This is a genomic window from Leucobacter viscericola (genome assembly GCF_011299575.1).
In the GTDB taxonomy this organism is placed as follows: Bacteria; Actinomycetota; Actinomycetes; order Actinomycetales; family Microbacteriaceae; genus Leucobacter; species Leucobacter viscericola.
On record NZ_CP049863.1, the window covers coordinates 1,560,207 to 1,577,802 of the forward strand.

Consider the following 17,596-nt stretch of genomic DNA (forward strand, 5'->3'; position numbering starts at 1 on the left):
GAGCAATGACAGAGGCCCAGTAATCCCTTAGTAGTGATCGAATCGCCCCGGGAGCAACTCCCAGGGCTCTTTCCCGAGGTACTCGCACACCGAGCGATACACGCAGTGCTCAACAAAGTAGCGGCGGTGTTCGTCGTCATCAATGTGTAGTCCGCGCGCCCGCTGAATTGGCATGCGGTAGAGAATGATGGTTTGCGAGGCGCGATCAATCGAGTAGAGCAGCGGAAACTGACTCTCCCCGGTACCACTCGGCGCGGTCTGAAACCCGATCTGTACCCCTTCGAGCTCTTCGGGAAAGAGCGCCTGCAGCATCTCGACGACCCCGCGCGCATCGGCCTCAAATCGAGCAAAGCGGCTGCCGGGGTCAGGGAGTCCCGGGCCGGTGATCGAGGATCGGATCGGTCGTCGACCGTGCCGACGCGCGGCTGCGCGCCGATCCGAATGCGGTTGTCGACCACTCATAGCGTCAAGTGTAGGTGTCAGCGCGGGTAGACCAAAAGGCCACCATCGCGCGCGTCAGAGGCCTGCACCGGATAACCCGCGATGTCTCCGCCACTCGCGATGCGCACACCCGCAGTCACTTCACCCGTGCTCGTCAGAATGGTGTTGGTCTTTGCATTCTGCACAACGGCAGCTCCAGCGGGAACCTTCACCGAAACCGGCTTGTCACCGTCGGCAACAAGTTTGACCTCGGCCTCGGAATCTCCCGTGTTTGCGATGACGAGTTTGCCACCGGCCACCATGGGAACGGCAACGGGGGTCTTCGCCTCAAGAGTGGGGGCTGGCACGAACCAGGTGTAGTCGTGATCAGCGCCTTTCTTTGCTGATCCCATGACACCGGCGAGGATCGGCACGTCCGCTTCAATAACGACCGCGTTGGCACTCGCTGGCCAGTGTTCTACCGTCAATTCGCCAACGCCACTGCCAGCAAGCTGAACTTCACCAAGGTCGGTGCTTTTGCCCTTGCCATCGATCGCTTTCACGTGGGCCGTGCCAACTTCACCGCCGGGCGCGAGCACCCGAACAAGCACGCTGAACAGATCCGCCTCTCCGACGTCACCCGCACCGCGATCATGATCACTCACGTTTGTGACACCGGGCACCACAAGTTTGGTTGCGGGCTCGGCTTGCCGAGTAACGGTGTCGACCGCATAAGGATCGAGACCGGTAACGTGAGCGACGCCCATGCTTGCGGTGACCGGAGCACCGGTACTCACGATGCGCACGGCGATGCGTGCACGATCAGGGGCGTAGCCGTTCAGCGAAATTGTCTGCTCGGTTCCGGGTGAGACAAGCACACCCGCCGTCTGCCCCTCGGCGACCTTTCCCTTTTCGTCAAACACCGTGATCTGCACGGTCGCGGGTACGTCTCCGGGATTGCCCAGGCTCAGAGTGCTTGACACACCAAGCCCGGTGGCTCCACCAAGCACCCACTGTTCGTTCAGGGGTTCCGTGCACGCGCTCGCGGTGAGACCCCGGAGTGCATCGGTTTTTACGCCCTGGATCTGTGCTGCACCCAGCGGCTCCTTTGTGGGAGCCCGGAACACCTGAGGCAGCCCCTCGCCTCCCTCAGCGCGCGCGAGCGTTGAGGTGTCGCTGGCGGTGCCGGCAACGACGATCGCGGGTGCATTCGTTGGAATCGCCACGCCGGGCCGATTGGAGTCAGCCCCAAGCTCAGAGAATGATCCGGCACACACGAGCGTGCGATCGGTGTTCTGGGTGGTGTCGGTTTTGATCGCGAGCGGTGCGCGCGTCACGGATGGCAACGTTGTGTTGCCAAGAAGCACAACGGCGCCAGCGGCTACGCCGACGATCACGAGGCCAACAACCGCACGAAGTGTTGCCTGAACGGCACGGGGCTGGGAGGTCATCGTTCTTCTCCCTCTGCGGATGGCTGATGAGGACTTACGGGCGGTTCGGGATCCGCCTCGATAGCTGGCGCAGGTTCTTCAGCTTGTCTCGACTCAGCAACCGGCTCAGATTTAGCAACTTGTTCAGATTCAACAGCCGGTTCAGATTCAGCGGCTGGCTCCGCTTCTACGGTCGTTTCCGGTGCTGCAGCCGGCTCGGGATCCTGCGCACTTCCCGGCGCGACCACGGTGAGAGTGGGCACCGCAGCCGTCTTGCGCCTGGACCAACGAGAGGCCCGCTTGCGACGCTCAGGTCGGTAGGTGACCTCACCCGTCGGCAGGGCCAGCAAGATCATGCCGAGCACAACAACGAGCTGGATCGTCCAAATCGTTTGGCCACTCCAGGCGGTCCCGCCAAGATTGGCGGCGGCACTGCCTTCGGCGTCGGCCTTCGGCGCAACCTCAACAACACGCCACAGCAGTCCCTGAGCGGTCTGGCCTGCACTCTTCAGGGAGGCGTGCTGATCAAACACTCGCTGGAGCTGGGCGCGTTCAGAGCCGTTACCACCGTCGCGCAGCAGCACGTGGCCAACATTCTGAGCAACAAGCGCATCGCTCACGTCAGCACCACCAACGCTCGCAAGACCGGCCACGAGAGCAGCGAGCTCTCGATCAGCCTTAGTCTCGGTCGGCACCGTTTCCGCGGTACGAATTTGGTCAAGCCGCAGTCCGGCTCCTGTCACAAACTCGGCGCTCACGCTGTGCGGGCCCTCGGCTGTTAGAACGAGCGTTCGTAATCCAGGGTTACTCTCACCCGCGGCCTGCACCAGAGCGGGCATCTGGGTGTTGCCGTCGCGGAACGGCGTGTTATTGAGAAACAGTTGGCTTGCCATGGGCAGCACCGCAATGAGCATGCCCACAAGCGCGACCGAAACGACCGGGGTGGCCGCACGGCGCAACGCCCCGGCACCGACCGCTGCCAGCCCGAGAACGGCGATCCAGTACACGGCAAGGCCAGATCCAGTCCACAGCGAGATGCTCTCGTTGCCCGTTGTGGTGAGATGCAACTGTGCGGCTGCGATCGCTGTCAGCAGACCGAGGCCGCCAAGAACCGCGTTCATGACAGTGACGGCAATACGACCGGTGAACACTCCGAGGAGCGCAAGCACTGCAAGAGGCACCATGAGCACACCCACCAGCAGAGTGGACGGCGGCCCCCCGAGCCCAATGCTGTCGAGAATTCCGGCCCAACCCTCAAGACCAAACACGGGGAAGCCCAGCAGCATGTGCCAGGTTGTTCCGGGTTCGAACGGCGCGTTAAGGCCCGGATCAAGCAAAATGTCGAGCGGGCGACCGTTCACGAGGCAGGTAACCAGCTTCGGGGCAAACAGCACAACCGGCACGATGGCGGTGGTCAATACACGACCGACACCCCGGAGAGACGAGAAAAGCCCTACGATCAGCAGCACGACTGCAGCGGGGATCAGGATAGGCGCTGAAGCGAGCGCAACCGCGACGAGCAACGATGCCGTTCCCGCCCAGCTCCAGGACTCACGGCAGCGTGTCGCCGCGAGCAACAACCACGGCAGCACAACCGCGAGTACAAGAGTCGGAAGATGTCCGCCGCTAATCGAGCCGAGCAGCACAGGGCTAATCGCAAACCCGAGCCCGACGAGCGCGCGGCCGGCCTTCGAATCGGTGAGCTGTGCAGCCCAGATCCAACTGCCCAGCGCGGTGAGCGGAATCGCCGCCACCATCAGCAGCACGATGCTCAGCGACGGGTTCCAGAACGTGAGAGTTCCGAGCAACGCGAGAACCCAGGTGAAGGGATCTGCCGGCACCCCGTCGATGGTGTGAGTGTTCTGCCAGAGCTGATCGATCGAGCTCAGCGGAGCCAGATCACCGCCGGTGAGGCTCGTGAACGAGAATGCCCACCAGGTCAGCGCGATGGTAATCACGGTAGCGGCAGCCAGCACGGCAAGACCACCGGTCGAAATAAAGTGCAGCTCTTTGGGCTGTCGGCCATTGGAGGCGAGGATCGCCTCCCGATCGATCATACGAGCTGTTCGCACACTCTTGGGGTCAACCCTGAGCTGACGGATCGCGGGCCAGCCAACCGTTGAGGTGGCCTTGAGGCGACGCCGCGATGCCAAAATCGCGTGCGGAGTGAAAAACACGGTGAAGGCCGAAACAAACTCGCCGACCATGTAGCCGGGCTGCTCGCGGATCAGCGCCCACAGCACACGAAGCAGAGCGTAGAGCGGCAGTCCTAACCACTCAAAAAACGCCACGAACGCGGGGGCGTATGTGATCCTGCGGTGCAGGTGAGCTGTTCGAGCCTGGCGATGCGCGACCCGCATAACCGAACGCTTGCGGTCAATACGCGGGCCCGCAACACCACTCTGCGCAAACCGCACCCGTGATTCGGGCGCAACTTCAACACGATGACCCGCGAGGCGGGCACGCACACAAAAGTCAAGGGCATCATCGTAGACAGCCAGTGCAGGATCAAACCCATTGAGCTGTTCCCACACGTCTCGGCGAATGAGCATACCGACGGGCCCAACACCCAGCACGTCTTGCATGTGGTCGTACTGCTGCTGATCCAGTTCTTGGCGGCGCAGCGTCCAGCGGGACCCGTAACGTGTGAGACTTTGCCCGAGTTCAATGATGCGGTCCGGGCGATCCCAGTCGACAAGCTTCGGTCCGGCAACAACAACCGAGGGTGCTCGTTGCACACGGTTAAGGATGTGCTCCAGCGCTTCCGGCTCCGGGCAGGAATCCTCACTGAGCAGCCAGATCCACTCGGCAGCGGGGTCACCCTCGACCGGGATCGCCTGCACCGCCTGACGCACTGCCTGCCCGAAGGGCACGCGCGATCCTGTGCCGACGACACCCTGTGCACCGCCAGCCAGCAGTTGTTCGGCTACCCGTTGTGAACCGCCGTTATTGACAGCAACAACGGCCGCGGGTGCACGCGTTTGCGCGGCGACTCCCGCGATGGTCTGGTCTAGCCACTCGCCACCAGCTTGGGCGACGAGAACGGCAGTCACTTTTGTGCGCATATCGGCCTCAGTCTAGGCAACAAAAATGCACGTGGCCGGTAGGCCATGCCGCAAATACGCAGGGAGTTCCCTACATTGCCTCGCGGCGAAGCCTGCGACGCTCACGCTCAGAGAGACCGCCCCAGATGCCAAAACGCTCATCGTTCTCAAGTGCATACTCAAGGCACTCGGAGCGAACCTCGCACCCCTCGCAGATGCGCTTCGCATCGCGCGTAGAGCCGCCCTTTTCAGGAAAAAAAGCTTCAGGATCAGTCTGTGCACAGAGTGCATCTGTCTGCCAAGCGAGGGCTTCATCTTCTTCGGGCTTGCGTACACCCGGAACACCCAGAAATACCGGGTCGACAAACCAATTACCAGGAACCGGCGCGTGTGACGAGTTATTCACCAAACACTCCTTCACAACCGTTCAAGTTGCCACGCCGTTTGCGCAACACAATCACAATTACACCGTTGTGATTCGCACAAGTCAAGCCGGAGAGTCTAAACCCTCAATGCCGCCTTGAGGGTCGACGCCGCGCTGGCGTGTCTAAAATGTGCTCAAACTGAACAGGTGAGTGGCATTATCGAAATTTATTCAGCAACTGTCGCCGCGAAAACTTCACCCGCACCCGTGAGCCGGATTGGGGCACCCGCCGAGACATAGAGTGACTGGCCGCGACGCACGGCAGCCACTTCGTCCAGGTCTGCCTCCGGGCGCTCAACTCGCACGCGACCCGCTGTCACGACAAGAACAACCGGGTGCACCGCAGCGAGCTCCACGCTCGCCGCCGCGTCGCCCCCCTGCTCCATCAGGTCATCAGATTCACAGAGACGTGCTCGAAGCAGTTGAAAATCGGGCACAGGTGGTCGCCACGCCACGAGCCCCGGCGCGACCCGTTCGCAGGGAAACCTGGGTTCGGCGAGCTCTTGAGTATCGACCAAACGACTCAGCTCGGCGATGTCGACGTGTTTTTGAGTCAGTCCGGCCCGCAGCACGTTGTCAGACGCCGCCATAACCTCAACACCGACTCCCCCAAGGTACGCATGAAGTTGCTGCGCAGCGAGGTAGATAGCCTCACCGGGAGCGAGTCGCACGAGGTGCAGCAGCAGCGACACAAGAATTCCCGGGTCACCGGGATACGTTGCGGCGAGCGCGCGTAGCGCCCCAACCCGTTCAGGATCGAGTTCGTTCTCGCGCAGCACCTCGTTGGCTTCCACAATGCCGGAGGCGGCGATCCCGGCGTCTGCAATCGCCGTGTTGAGCGCCACAAGGGCGTTAGCCACGAGTGGATCACCGCTGAACACCCAGGTCAGAAAATCGCGACGGAGTCGTTCGGGATCACCGTGAGTGAGCCGCTCCGCCACCTTCGCTAACACCTCTGACGCGTCTCCGCGGGTGAGCGCAGCAAACGCGAGCAGATCCCGACGGGTCTCTACGAGAGAGCGAAACCCGCTGAGCGCGGTTACCTCGCTGAGCGCAACAAGCAACTCGGGTTTGTGGTTCGCGTCACCGTAGTTACGATTCCGTGCATCACGTGGCACCCCAGCCGCCTCTTCTGCGGCAAACCCTGCAGCGGCCTGCTCAAGGTTGGGATGAACCTGCAGCGAGAGCGGCGCGCCGATCGCCAACACTTTCAGCAGAAAAGGGAGTTGCCCACCGTCAACCCCGTACCGTTCGGGATCGCGCTCGATGAGATCAATGAGTGTCTGTGGCGCGGGTGAGGCCTTTGCGACCGTCGCGGGGTTGCCAGGGTGCGCTCCGAGCCACAGCTCAGCCTGGGGCTCGCCCGTGACCGGTGTACCCAGCATTTCGGCGAGCGCGTCCATCGATCCCCAAGCGTACGCACGCGGGGTGTTCTCGATGAAGATCAGCACGTCACTCCTCCGGCGACCGTAGCTTCGAGCGCCATGCTCTACCATACCGACTATGGCAGGTAGTAAAGATGGAGGGATCAAAACCGGTCCCAACAAAACGCGACTCGGGGTGAGCGCGTATGCAATCTGTGCGTTTATCTTCACACTGGGCAGCAATGGCGTTCGCAATATTGTTGGCTGGCCCGGGTTCTTGCTGCTCGCAGTAGCGCTGGTCGTTACCGGGATCGTGCTATTTGTTCGCTTGAAGCCAGAGCGTTTTCGGTGGTACCGACTCCCCGCGCCGCTCTACTGGTTCTTGCTGGTCATCACGCTCTCAATCTTTTGGTCGCAGTACCGTTTTGAAACCGTGCTCGGTGTCGTCGCACAGTTGGCGACCACCGTTGTCGCGGTGGTGCTGGCCTTCATCTTGAGCTGGCAAGAGGTGCTGCGCACACTCGGAACTGCACTGCGCTACCTGATCGGCTTGTCACTCCTGTTTGAGCTGTGGGTGTCCCTCGTGCTGCGCGAACCACTGCGCCAGAACTTCCTGTCGCCAGAGCTCGCGGACAACAAATCCAAACTGCTGCTGTGGAGCCGCGACCTGCTGTTTTCTGGCGGCCCCATTCAGGGTCTCGTTGCCAACTCCGCAATGCTCGGATTCATTGCGCTGCTGGGTCTTATTATCTTCACCATCCAGTTGCGGGCGGGGCTCGTGCGCCGCCTAGGCGGATGGTTTTGGGTGATCATCGCGGCCGGAACCCTACTGCTGACGCGGGGAGCAACGGTGTGGGTAGCACTCCTTGCCGTGGTCGTCGGTTTGGTCGTCGCGCTGTGGGCACGGCGGCTGGGGCCAGAGCGACGCGTGCCGCTCTATGTTGTGAGCACCGTGCTCGTCACCGCGGCGGTCGCCGTCACCCTGTTCGCGCGCGAGTTCGTCTTTGGCCTGCTCGGCAAGAGCGGCGACCTCACGGGTCGCGTCGACATCTGGGACCGCGTCATCCATCTCGCAGAGCAGCGCCCCTGGTTCGGCTGGGGCTGGGTCAGCTACTGGGCGCCCTGGGTCGAGCCGTTCAAGTCGATCGACGTGAAGAAAAACGCGGCGACGATGAGCGCACACAACACCTGGCTTGACGTGTGGCTACAGGTTGGCATCGTCGGTGTGCTTGTTTTTGCACCGCTGGTCATACTGACGATCTGGCGCGTTTGGTTCCGCGCGGTTGATCCCCCGCGCCGCGGCTACGGCCCTGCTCTGCCCTACGCCACAAGCTCCCTGTGGCCCTTCCTTGTGATGGTCGCGTTGCTCGTGCAGTCACTCACCGAGAGCCGCCTGCTGATCGAGGGGAACTGGATTCTGCTGGTGCTGATCGCGGTGAAATCACGCTTTGATTTTGTGGTGCCCTCGCTCGATACCGAGCACACGCGACTGCCGTGGCGACGCGTGCCCATCGTGCACGACACCGGCCAGGTGGGACTCAGCAGGTGATCCCCGTGTCACTGTCAACCGAGCGTCTCATCAAGCTACGGGCTGATGCGCGCTTGGAGAGAATCACCACACTCGAGAGCCGCGTGCGAGCGGGTGAGGATCCGGCCACGGCCTACGCTGAAACCCCGGAGATCGATGACCTGGTTGTCCTCACACTTCGCGACGAAATGCTGGAGGAACGGGATCAGCTCGCCGAATTCGGGCTCGCTCGGCTCGCTGCACGCGCCGGCGGCCCCGATGCCGCGGAGCACCAGCGCAATACCGACAGGGTCGAATTTGAGCTGCTCCGAGAAATCGCGGCCGAGGTGCCCGAGCTGACTGTTGCGGTCTGGCGGCTGAGCGATCGCCTGCAGGTGGATTAAGCGCACGGGCAGCGTGCAGCGATCCCTGGGTAGACTTGGCTCGCTGTACCCGTTTGTTGTTCCCCGGTGAAAGGGCCTCTTTCGATGCCGACCACTCTGCAGTCAGTCGTATTTCCGCAGGCAAAAGATCCCGATGTTCTGCCGCTGTACGCAGACCCCGAGACCTGGACAACGATCGACGAGAAGTCAGTCCGACTCAGTCAGCACGCGCACATCGACAGTGTGCTGTCTCGCTCAAGCTCGCGCGTTCGCCCGGGTGAGCGTATCTCGTACGCGAGCTACTTCAACGCGTTCCCCGCGGCCTACTGGCAACGATGGACGGTGGTGACCGAGGTTCGACTGGAACTGCGCACCCAGGGAGCCGGCACCGTCATCGTGTACCGCTCAAACTCGAGCGGTGTGCAGCAGCAGGTTGAGGCCCGCACGGTCACGGGATCCGCTACCACTTCCTTCGACCTGCCGCTCAAATCGTTCAGCGACGGCGGCTGGTACTGGTTCGATCTCATCGCGAGCACCGAAGACCTGACGCTCGAGCAGGGATCCTGGACCACCGAGGCCGAGCCCGTCAACAAGGGCAAACTCAGCCTTGGAATGACCACCTACAACAAGCCCGATTTCTGCGTCGCCACGCTCTCAAACATTGCCCAGAACTCGGCGCTCGTCGACGTGGTCGATCGAATCTTCCTGGTAGATCAGGGCACCCAAAAGGTTCGCGACGAAAACGGCTTCGACGAGGTCGCCGCTCAGCTCGGTGACACCCTGCAGATCATTGAGCAGGGCAACCTCGGCGGATCCGGCGGCTTCGCTCGCTCCATGTCAGAAACGCTGGAGCGCGAAGACACCGACTTTTTGCTACTGCTTGACGACGACGTTGAGTTTGAGACCGAAAGCGCGCTTCGAGCGCTGCAGTTCGGCCGATTCAGCCGCACTCCCGTTATCGTTGGCGGCCACATGTTCGACCTGCTCGACAAGCCTGTGATGCACGCCTGGGCAGAGGTCGTACGCCCTGGCCCGTTCATGTGGGGCCCCTCCTTCGAAGAGCAGCATCGCCACGACTTCCGTGAGAGCAACCTGCGCCAGACCAAGTGGATGCACGCGCGCCTCGACTCCGATTACAACGGCTGGTGGATGTGCCTGATCCCGAAGAAGATCATCGCCGAGATCGGTCTCTCGCTTCCGGTCTTCATCAAATGGGACGACGCCGAATACGGACTGCGCGCAAAGGCTGCCGGGTATCGCACGGTGTCGCTGCCGGGTGTTGCGCTGTGGCACGTCTCGTGGGTCGATAAAGACGACTCGCAGGACTGGCAGGCCTTCTTCCACACCCGCAACCGCATCATCGCGGGCCTGCTGCACTCAGACGCGGCGGGTGGCGGGCGGTTGATCCAGAACAGCAGCCGTCAGGATCTCAAGAAGCTTCTGAACATGCAGTACTACGCGACGCAGCTGTCGATCGACGGCATGCGATCCATCTTTGACGGCCCCGGTGCACTGCACAAGAGCATCTCCACGGACATGCCCGCGGCTCGGGCCCACGCCGCGGACTTCCCCGAGACCCGCATCTATCGCTCTGACGACCCGGAGGCGCCCAGCGCATTCGGGGGCAGGGCCCTTCCTCTTCTTGAGGATCCCGATGACTACCCCACGGGTGTGCAGCTCGCGCTCTTCACGCTGAAAACCGTGCCAAAACACTGGCTGCGCAAAAACAACGAGTCGGACCAGCACGCCCCCGAACTCGAGTACTCAAAGGCCGACTCCCTGTGGTGGCGAATCCCGCGGCACCACAGTGTTGTCATCGGCGCAGCCGACGGCAGCGGCAAGATGTGGTACCGCCACGATCAGGCGAAATTCCGCCGCTTGCTGAAGGAATCGCGCCAGCTGGCGCGCCGCCTGGAAAAGAACTGGGATCGGCTGGCAGAGGCGTACAAGGCAGCACTTCCAGAGATCACCTCCGTTGAGGAGTGGCGCAAGACCTTTGACGGGCGATAACTCCCGCTAGCCCGCGTGCGGCTCGCGTCACGCGCACAACGACTGAGGGCCAGGATCCTTGCGGATCCTGGCCCTCAGTCATACTGCCTGATTGTTAGTGCTTGAGGCGGTACAGGAATGCTCCCATGGCCTCGCGGGTCACGCTGCCCTTCGGGCTATACACGGGCTTACCGCTCGGCTGCCTCGTCCCGGTGGAGAGACCGGACTTGTACATCCAGGTGATCTCCTTGTAGAACTTCTGCCCCTTCCGCACGTCCGCAAACGGGGATGTCGACGGAGCCTTGTAGCCCTTCGGCTTCTGCATGCGGTACATGAACGCGGCCATCGCCTCGCGGCTTACAGCGGCCTTCGGGTCGTAGAACCGCTGGCCATTCCGCATCGTTCCGGTGGAAAGACCTGATGTGTACATCCAGGAGATTTCCTTGTAGAACTTCTGCCCCTTCTGCACGTCCACGAACGGAGACTTGGCCGGAGCCTTGTAGTTCTTCGGGGCGTTCATCCGGTACAGGAATGCAGCCATAGCTTCACGGGTCACGTTTGCCTTCGGCGCGTAGACCGCACCCTTGGCGGTCCTGGTTCCAGTTGAGGTGCCGGATGACTTCATCCAGTTGATCTCGTTGTAGAACTTCTGCCCGTAGAGCACGTCAATGAATGGCGGGCTCACCACGGTCCTCGTGGCGGATGTCGCTCCCTTGCCCGAAACCCAACCAGCCGCGTAGGGCTTAACATTCACCGTAATCTTCTGGTTAATGTCGGCCGCGGTTGTCCTGTAGCTCGCGCCCGTAGCACCCTTGATCGCGCTTCCGTTGCGGAGCCACTGGTAGCGGTCAGAGACCTTGCTCGGTGCCGTACCGTAGGTGACCGCCCATTTGCCCGTCAGCTTCGCCGTCAGCGTCTTACCGGCGATAAGCGATCCGCCCTCTTTCACAGAGGTCGAGGCTACCTTGCCGCCATCTTTGAAGCCCTTGTACTCGATACGAACTGTGGCGGTGGCACCGGATGCGGATTGCACAACAACTCGCGCGGTATCACCATAAGGCATCACGCTATGACCAGCTCGCATTCCCTGCCAGCGCTTTCCACTGAACCAGGGCGAAAGGACCACATCGCGACTGCCAAAGACCTTGTCACCGTTCATGACGCGAACGCCCGGTCCCAGAATGTCAGTTCCGTTGGTAAGTAGGTTCGTGGACCATTTCAAGCCCCGATCCTGACCAGTACCGTTGCGATATTCCACGTATAGCGTTCGCCCGGGGCTGGGAGTAGCGACTCGTAGGCCTCGAACCCCGCTCGTAGCGCTTGCCGCATTTATCGTAAAGGTTTGCACCGCGCTACCGGACGCGTTTACCTCTCGCAGCATGGAGCTCGTTGTCACTCCGAGTAAATTCTTTTGTGCAATAGGCAGCACAGCTGGCACTTTACCCCACCCTTGATAGTAGGGGCCCATGACGCTGATGTAGTCACCATAGTCGATGTCCTGACATCCCGTGCTCGCGCTCGGCCTGCCCGTAGAAGCCGGAACCGCTACGTCAAACTTGGGATTCGGGCACTGACGTGCATCACTGTGTGCCAGGCCAAAGGTATGGCCAATTTCATGCGCGAACGGCTGAAGCATATCCGAGACGGGCTGGCCTCCTCGCTTACCAAGGTCTACCCAGGTGACACCGCCCTGATGAATTGTCTGGGATTGGGACATCAGTGCCAGTCCAACAGTAGGACCGCTGCAGTTGTTATTTACAAAAATCGCAAGGTGCTGCCCACTCGTCAAAAATGCGTAAGCGTTAGAATAGCCGAGGTCGTGAATTGCCTGGTTCCAAAGTGCGTATTGATCACAGTTATTACTGTTGCTCATTACTTTGTAACTTGCCTCTGGCAACGAAGGCACGATGCCGTTGGTCTGAACGTTCCAGTAACTCGAAGCACCCTTAACCAGAGTCTGCATTTCTGTCTTGGTGGGTTGAGCAGCCGCGTTCCCCCCAAAGTAACGGATATGAACTGGATGGCTCTTCTTGACCAGTGCTGCTTGCGCCGAGCCGTCGTCTTTGAGATCAGTGTCAGCACCAGTCTCGTCAGCCGCCGTGTTGCTATCCTCAACGCCAACTCCTGAAGCGACTAGGAGTCCGCCACCTTCCATCGTGGCATCAGCGACGCTCTCGGCAACTGCCGTTTCCGTCAGAGGACCCTCGCTCGCAATTTTGTCACTCATCGCTTCAACCACAGCTGACGGTAATTCAACCTCGCCCGAGAAAGTGTCTCCGCTCTCAAGCGCTCCCTGGGATTTCTCGGTGTCAACTTCTACAAGACCGATCTGCTCAGTCGCAACAATCGTCTTGCTCTCACTCGTGGCTGGCTTTTCACCCGCTTCAAATTGCTCGATTGTCTGCACATCAGCTTCTACTGGGGCCGTATATATCTGCCCCGATACCTTCAAAGTTGCTGGGGCCGTGTCAACGGTGGGAGCTTCTGGCTCGCCCGTCTCTCCGGTGGGCTTCGGAGCCGATTCCGTATCATTAGAAGTCTCTACTTCATCCTCTGACGTATTCTCAGCCCGAATGCGTCGCCATCGGTGCCGTCGGAGTCACTTGTATTTTCAAGATCGTCGTTGTCGCCCGCTGCCGGGTTCTGATCATCAACGATGGTTACGTCGTCCTCAGGGGCGAGGGGGTCCAACGCGTTCGCCGGGGCTACGCTCAAAGCCAGCAGCAGCGCCAGCGCACCCCCAGCTATGGACTTAACTATTGTTCGCAATATGCACCTTCCGCACGATAAATGAACCGTCCCCCAAACGAAGAGTTTATGCGGGGGTTTAGAAGATGTCGAACTTCAGGGTGTATTGCGAACCAATTGAAAGGTTTAGAGTAGCTCGCTGAGCTTGTTGTTGTACATGGACAGCGCCGATCCGATCGCCATGTGCATGTCGAGGTACTGGTAGGTGCCGAGGCGGCCGCCAAAGAGCACCTGGTTCTCTGCATCCGCAAGTTCGCGGTACTGCAGCAGACGCTCACGATCCTCCGGGGTATTAACCGGGTAATAGGGCTCATCTTCACGGGTCGCGAACCGTGAGAACTCACGCATAATGACGGTTTTGTCGCTCGGGTAGTCGCGCTCGGGGTGGAAGTGGCGGAACTCGTGAATGCGCGTATACGGCACATCGGATCCTGCGTAGTTCATGACGCTCGTGCCCTGGAAGTCGCCAGTCGGCAGCACTTCCTGCTCAAAATCGAGCGTGCGCCAGCCGAGCTCACCCTTGGCATAGTCAAAGTAACGGTCCACTGGACCGGTGTACACAACGGGCACGGTGCCGACAACGGCGTTTTTGTTCAGCGGCTGCGACTCGTCAAAGAAGTCGGTGTTCAGTCGCACCTCAATGTTGGGGTGATCTGCCATCTTCTCGAGCCACGCGGTGTAGCCGTCGGTGGGCAATCCCTCGTACGTGTCGTTGAAGTAGTGGTTGTCGTAGTTGTAGCGCACCGGAAGGCGGCTAATAACCTCAGCCGGCAGCTCGGTTGTCGGTGTCTGCCACTGCTTTTCGGTGTAGTCCTTGATGAACGCCTCGTAGAGTGGGCGTCCGATCAGCGAGATGCCTTTTTCTTCAAGGTTCTTGGCACCCTTTGTGTCGAACTCCGTTGCCTGTTCTGCAATCACGTTTCGGGCCTCATCGGGGCCGTAGGCGGCCCTGAAGAACTGGTTGATCGTGCCGAGGTTGATCGGGAGGGGGTAGACCTCACCCTTGAAGTTCGAGTAAACCTTGTGCTCGTAGTTGGTGAAGCTCGTGAAACGGTTCACGTATTCCCACACGGTCTGGTTGGAGGTGTGAAAGAGGTGCGCACCGTAAACGTGCACCTCGATGCCCGTTTCTGGCTCGGCCTCGGAGTATGCGTTACCGCCGATGTGCGGGCGTCGGTCAATGACAACCACTTTTTTTCCGTCGTTCGCGGCACGCTCCGCGATTGTGAGTCCAAAGAAACCTGAGCCGACCACCAAAAGATCCATGGCAGCTAGCTTAGTAGAGTCCCTCGATACAAATGCGGAGACACGTGCTTCCCTCCAGCTGTTCATGAGAATAACTCGGCTAACCTCAAGTGGGGAGATTTTTCCGTACCCTCACCCGACGAAAGATACGGACGTACATGAGCTGGATCGACGCCCTTCCCACAGTCTTAGCGAGCGCAGCACTTCTGCTCGTTCCCGGACTAGCAGTTGGCTGGTTCATTGGGCTGCGGAGACTCTGGCTCTGGGCGCTTGCCCCCGCCGTGTCAATCACACTGTTGAGCGCAGCATCAGTTGTGCTCCCACTGATTGGCGTCTCCTGGAACCCGGTATCAGCGCTCCTCTTCGCTGCCGTTTTCGGCGCACTCATTGTGTGCCTCTTCAGATTCGCCCTCCGCGCGAAGTTCGATTTCGCCCCCACGGAGAGCGGTCGATCCTGGCCCACTATCGTGGCGTGGGCCTTCTGCTCGATTGTTCTCATCACCATCACCGTGACATCGATCGGCAAGCCAGAGGCGTTCTCGCAGACATTCGACAACGTCTTCCACCTCAATGCCATCGCGTTTATCGGTGATACCGGTTCAGCTTCACCCTTCGACATTACGGTTCTCACTACCCCCGACGGTGCCCGCGGCTTCTACCCCGATGCCTACCACGCTCTCGTGCAGCTTGCCCAGCAGTTCACCGGGGCGTCCATTCCCCTCGCCATCAACGCGTTCAATATCGCGGTGCTCGCTGCGGTTTGGCCGGCCGGCATCCTGCTGCTCTCTCGCCAGATCGCGGGTTCCTCGCGCGCAGCGACAATCGCAACCGGAATCCTCGCAGCGGCGCTGCCGGCGTTCCCCCTCAACATGTTGCTCTACGGTGTGCTCTACCCCTATTTTTTGGGCCTCACACTTTTGCCAGCAGCTCTTGCGCTCGTACTCAACCTGATCGGGGTCTCGCGCGAGAACCGCGTTACGACGCTGTGGCCGCACATCGTGTTACTCGCGGGGGTCCTATTTGGGGTTGCGATGGCCCACCCGGGCGCAACGATGGGTGTACTCGCTCTCGCGGCTCCCTCGGCAACCGCCGCGTTTATTAACGGCTGGGCCAAACTCACCGCGAAGCAGAAGAAGCAGCGAAGCCTGGGCTTCGGCATCTTTGTGGTGTTTGGATTGACGGTAATCGTCGTGCTTCGCCAGGGTGACTGGTGGCGAGACACAAGGATGTCTGTGTTCGAGGCAGTCAAGCAGATCGTAACGCTTTCGCTCGAAGGCTACGGGCTCCCCCTCTTGACTGCCGCCCTCGTGCTGTTCGGTCTTGTCATTGCAATTCGCCGCAAAGACGTGATTGGTGGCGCGGTTGTTGGCATGTGGGTCGTCGTGGCGATTCTGTACGTGCTGGCCGCGAGCGTCAAACCACCGATCCTGCGGGTTCCAACCTGGCTCTGGTACGGCGACTCCCCCCGACTCTCGGCCATTTTTGTAATCACGGTGATCCCCATTGGAGTACTGGCCGTTCGCTGGATCGTGGACGCCCTCGCCAAACGAACGCGTCCATCTTGGATCAGCGAGGTTGTTGTGCTCCTGGTTGTCGCTGCTGTCGCGCTCACCACCTCGGGATACGAGCGGCTCTCGATCATCATCCACCAGGTCTACGAGCTCAAGCCAGATGCGCGCCTAGTTTCGCAGGATGAAGTCGCCCTGCTGAAGCGCCTCCCCTCCGAGGTAGCCCCTGATGAGGTGATCGCGGGCAGCCCCTGGACGGGCACTGCCCTGGCCTACGCGTTTGCGGATCGGCACGTGCTGTACCCGCACATCCTCATGAACAACGTGGGTAAGGATCGAAAGCTCGTTATGGAGTCCCTCAAGAACGCGGATACTGATCCCGCGGTCTGCAAGGCAGCCGACCGGCTCAACGTACGCTACGTGCTCGACTTCGGCACGAATGAGATCAAGCCCGAAGAGCGCCACAAGTACCCCGGTATCGAGGGGCTCAGCGGTTCCCCCCTGTTCAAACTGGTTGACCAGGAGGGAAACGCAAAACTCTATCGGTTTACGGGCTGCGGGTAGCCAGCTCGCCTGCCTGCGGTCTAGCCGAGCGCTTTGGTGATCGTGTCTACCACGAGGTCGAGCTGGTCGTTGTAGATGTAATGGCCGCTTGTCTTGGCAACGACCATGTTGCTATCAGAAGACAGCGCCAACCATTCCTTTTGGCCAGCAACCCAGATCTCGTCGAGCTGGGTACCGTACGTGGGAATCTCGGCAAAGAGGTCAAGTCCGTGGCGGATAACCGTCAGCGGAGTCTTGCCGATCGGGGCGAGTGGATCACCGGTCAAAATCATGCGCTCGGGGTTATCGCCACTGGTCATGCTCATGATCTCCGCACGGGAGGCCCCCGCAGCTTCGTCCGCAGGCTCAGTCTCCGGAATCAGTTTGAGAATCTCCGTGATCGCGCTGGGTGGCGTCGCGTCGATCAGCACGACCGAGGCGACATCATCGGGGTAGTCGGCGGCATACTGCGCAGCGATCATCCCACCCGAAGAGTGTCCCGCGAGCGTTATGGAATCGCTCTGAACGACTTCCTTGGTCACAGAGTGCAACAGGGCCGCGGCATCCTTTAGCGTCTGAGTCTGCTTTGGTGCGGGCACGTCCCCGGTGCCGGGACGGTCATACGAACACACGCGAGTTTCATGAGCGATCTTGTCCTGCAGATCCTTCATGGCAGTAAGGGAATCTCCCGCACCCGTGATGAGCACAACGGTCGGCTTGCCGGAGTCCGCCGGACCGCTGCACTCGGTGTGAACGGAGACACCGTCGACGTCAACGTCCGTGCTCGTTCGTTTCGGTGGGGTTGCGTTGCTGCTCGACTCGGCGGCCGATGCACTGTCGGTTTTGGTTTTGGCGGGGGTGGACGCGGTCGCGCAGCCGCTGAGCAGGACGATGAGCGCAGCTGTGGCACCGAGTGTGACGCTGAGGCTGGCAGTCTGACGTGGGGCACGGTTCATGGAGGCTCTCCGTATCGGGTTGGGGGATGTACGTT

At 60.7% G+C, this 17,596-nt stretch carries 13 protein-coding genes; 4 read left to right on the forward strand and 9 right to left on the reverse strand.

What is annotated here, in order from left to right; all coding sequences use genetic code 11:
• Positions 1–27 precede the first annotated feature (27 nt).
• The 5 genes from G7068_RS07090 to manA all read right to left on the reverse strand — a co-directional run bounded on the left by G7068_RS07090 (position 28) and on the right by manA (position 6,769).
• A complete protein-coding gene (locus G7068_RS07090) occupies positions 28–462 on the reverse strand; it encodes a metallopeptidase family protein (protein WP_244304765.1) in 435 nt (144 codons plus the stop codon).
• Positions 463–479: 17 nt separating this feature from the next.
• Entirely contained in the window at positions 480–1,871 is a 1,392-nt protein-coding gene (locus G7068_RS07095; protein WP_166290596.1) for a DUF5719 family protein, read from the reverse strand.
• Positions 1,868–4,915, reverse strand: coding sequence for a glycosyltransferase (locus G7068_RS07100; RefSeq protein ID WP_166290597.1), 3,048 nt, complete (start codon positions 4,913–4,915; stop codon positions 1,868–1,870). Before G7068_RS07100 ends, G7068_RS07095 begins: the two co-directional genes overlap by 4 nt.
• 70 nt (positions 4,916–4,985) lie before the next feature.
• Complete coding sequence (locus G7068_RS07105) at positions 4,986–5,243, reverse strand: WhiB family transcriptional regulator (protein ID WP_205881382.1); 258 nt, start codon at positions 5,241–5,243, stop codon at positions 4,986–4,988.
• A gap of 242 nt (positions 5,244–5,485) precedes the next feature.
• Positions 5,486–6,769, reverse strand: coding sequence for a mannose-6-phosphate isomerase, class I (manA, locus tag G7068_RS07110; RefSeq protein WP_166290599.1), 1,284 nt, complete (start codon positions 6,767–6,769; stop codon positions 5,486–5,488).
• Positions 6,770–6,821: 52 nt separating this feature from the next.
• On the opposite strand from manA, the gene G7068_RS07115 reads away from it, so the two are divergent.
• The 3 genes from G7068_RS07115 (at position 6,822) to G7068_RS07125 (ending at position 10,582) form a co-directional block, all read left to right on the forward strand.
• Positions 6,822–8,231, forward strand: coding sequence for an O-antigen ligase family protein (locus tag G7068_RS07115; RefSeq protein WP_166290600.1), 1,410 nt, complete (start codon positions 6,822–6,824; stop codon positions 8,229–8,231).
• A 5-nt stretch (positions 8,232–8,236) separates the two neighbouring features.
• Positions 8,237–8,593 (forward strand): hypothetical protein, encoded by a 357-nt coding sequence (locus G7068_RS07120; protein ID WP_244304767.1) that lies wholly within the window; start codon positions 8,237–8,239, stop codon positions 8,591–8,593.
• An 84-nt stretch (positions 8,594–8,677) separates the two neighbouring features.
• Positions 8,678–10,582 (forward strand): glycosyltransferase, encoded by a 1,905-nt coding sequence (locus G7068_RS07125; RefSeq protein WP_166290601.1) that lies wholly within the window; start codon positions 8,678–8,680, stop codon positions 10,580–10,582.
• A 94-nt stretch (positions 10,583–10,676) separates the two neighbouring features.
• Here the strand turns inward: G7068_RS07125 and G7068_RS07130 are convergent, their stop codons facing one another.
• The 3 genes from G7068_RS07130 to glf form a co-directional block, all read right to left on the reverse strand.
• On the reverse strand, positions 10,677–12,968 hold the full coding sequence (locus tag G7068_RS07130; RefSeq protein ID WP_166290602.1) for a M12 family metallo-peptidase: 2,292 nt from the start codon (positions 12,966–12,968) through the stop codon (positions 10,677–10,679).
• Between the two features lie 134 nt (positions 12,969–13,102).
• On the reverse strand, positions 13,103–13,330 hold the full coding sequence (locus G7068_RS07135; RefSeq protein WP_166290603.1) for a hypothetical protein: 228 nt from the start codon (positions 13,328–13,330) through the stop codon (positions 13,103–13,105).
• A gap of 105 nt (positions 13,331–13,435) precedes the next feature.
• A complete protein-coding gene (glf, locus tag G7068_RS07140; RefSeq protein ID WP_166290604.1) occupies positions 13,436–14,575 on the reverse strand; it encodes a UDP-galactopyranose mutase in 1,140 nt (379 codons plus the stop codon).
• 137 nt (positions 14,576–14,712) lie between these two features.
• Between glf and G7068_RS07145 the strand changes: the two genes are divergently transcribed.
• The gene (locus tag G7068_RS07145; protein ID WP_166290605.1) at positions 14,713–16,626 is read left to right on the forward strand and encodes a DUF6541 family protein; all 1,914 of its coding nucleotides are present in this window, start codon (positions 14,713–14,715) and stop codon (positions 16,624–16,626) included.
• A gap of 20 nt (positions 16,627–16,646) precedes the next feature.
• Here G7068_RS07145 and G7068_RS07150 read toward each other — a convergent pair whose 3' ends face one another.
• Positions 16,647–17,561 carry an alpha/beta fold hydrolase gene (locus tag G7068_RS07150; protein ID WP_166290606.1) on the reverse strand — a complete coding sequence of 305 codons (915 nt, stop codon included), beginning with the start codon at positions 17,559–17,561 and terminating at the stop codon, positions 16,647–16,649.
• Between the last annotated feature and the right edge of the window lie 35 nt (positions 17,562–17,596).

What these genes read in the sequence shown, in the direction of transcription:
- G7068_RS07090 (WP_244304765.1), bottom strand. Translation starts at nt 462, where the DNA reads ATGAGTGGTCGACAACCGCATTCGGATCGGCGCGCAGCCGCGCGTCGG.
- G7068_RS07095 (WP_166290596.1), bottom strand. Translation starts at nt 1,871, where the DNA reads ATGACCTCCCAGCCCCGTGCCGTTCAGGCAACACTTCGTGCGGTTGTT.
- G7068_RS07100 (WP_166290597.1), bottom strand. Translation starts at nt 4,915, where the DNA reads ATGCGCACAAAAGTGACTGCCGTTCTCGTCGCCCAAGCTGGTGGCGAG.
- G7068_RS07115 (WP_166290600.1), top strand. Translation starts at nt 6,822, where the DNA reads ATGGCAGGTAGTAAAGATGGAGGGATCAAAACCGGTCCCAACAAAACG.
- G7068_RS07125 (WP_166290601.1), top strand. Translation starts at nt 8,678, where the DNA reads ATGCCGACCACTCTGCAGTCAGTCGTATTTCCGCAGGCAAAAGATCCC.
- glf (WP_166290604.1), bottom strand. Translation starts at nt 14,575, where the DNA reads ATGGATCTTTTGGTGGTCGGCTCAGGTTTCTTTGGACTCACAATCGCG.
- G7068_RS07145 (WP_166290605.1), top strand. Translation starts at nt 14,713, where the DNA reads ATGAGCTGGATCGACGCCCTTCCCACAGTCTTAGCGAGCGCAGCACTT.
- G7068_RS07150 (WP_166290606.1), bottom strand. Translation starts at nt 17,561, where the DNA reads ATGAACCGTGCCCCACGTCAGACTGCCAGCCTCAGCGTCACACTCGGT.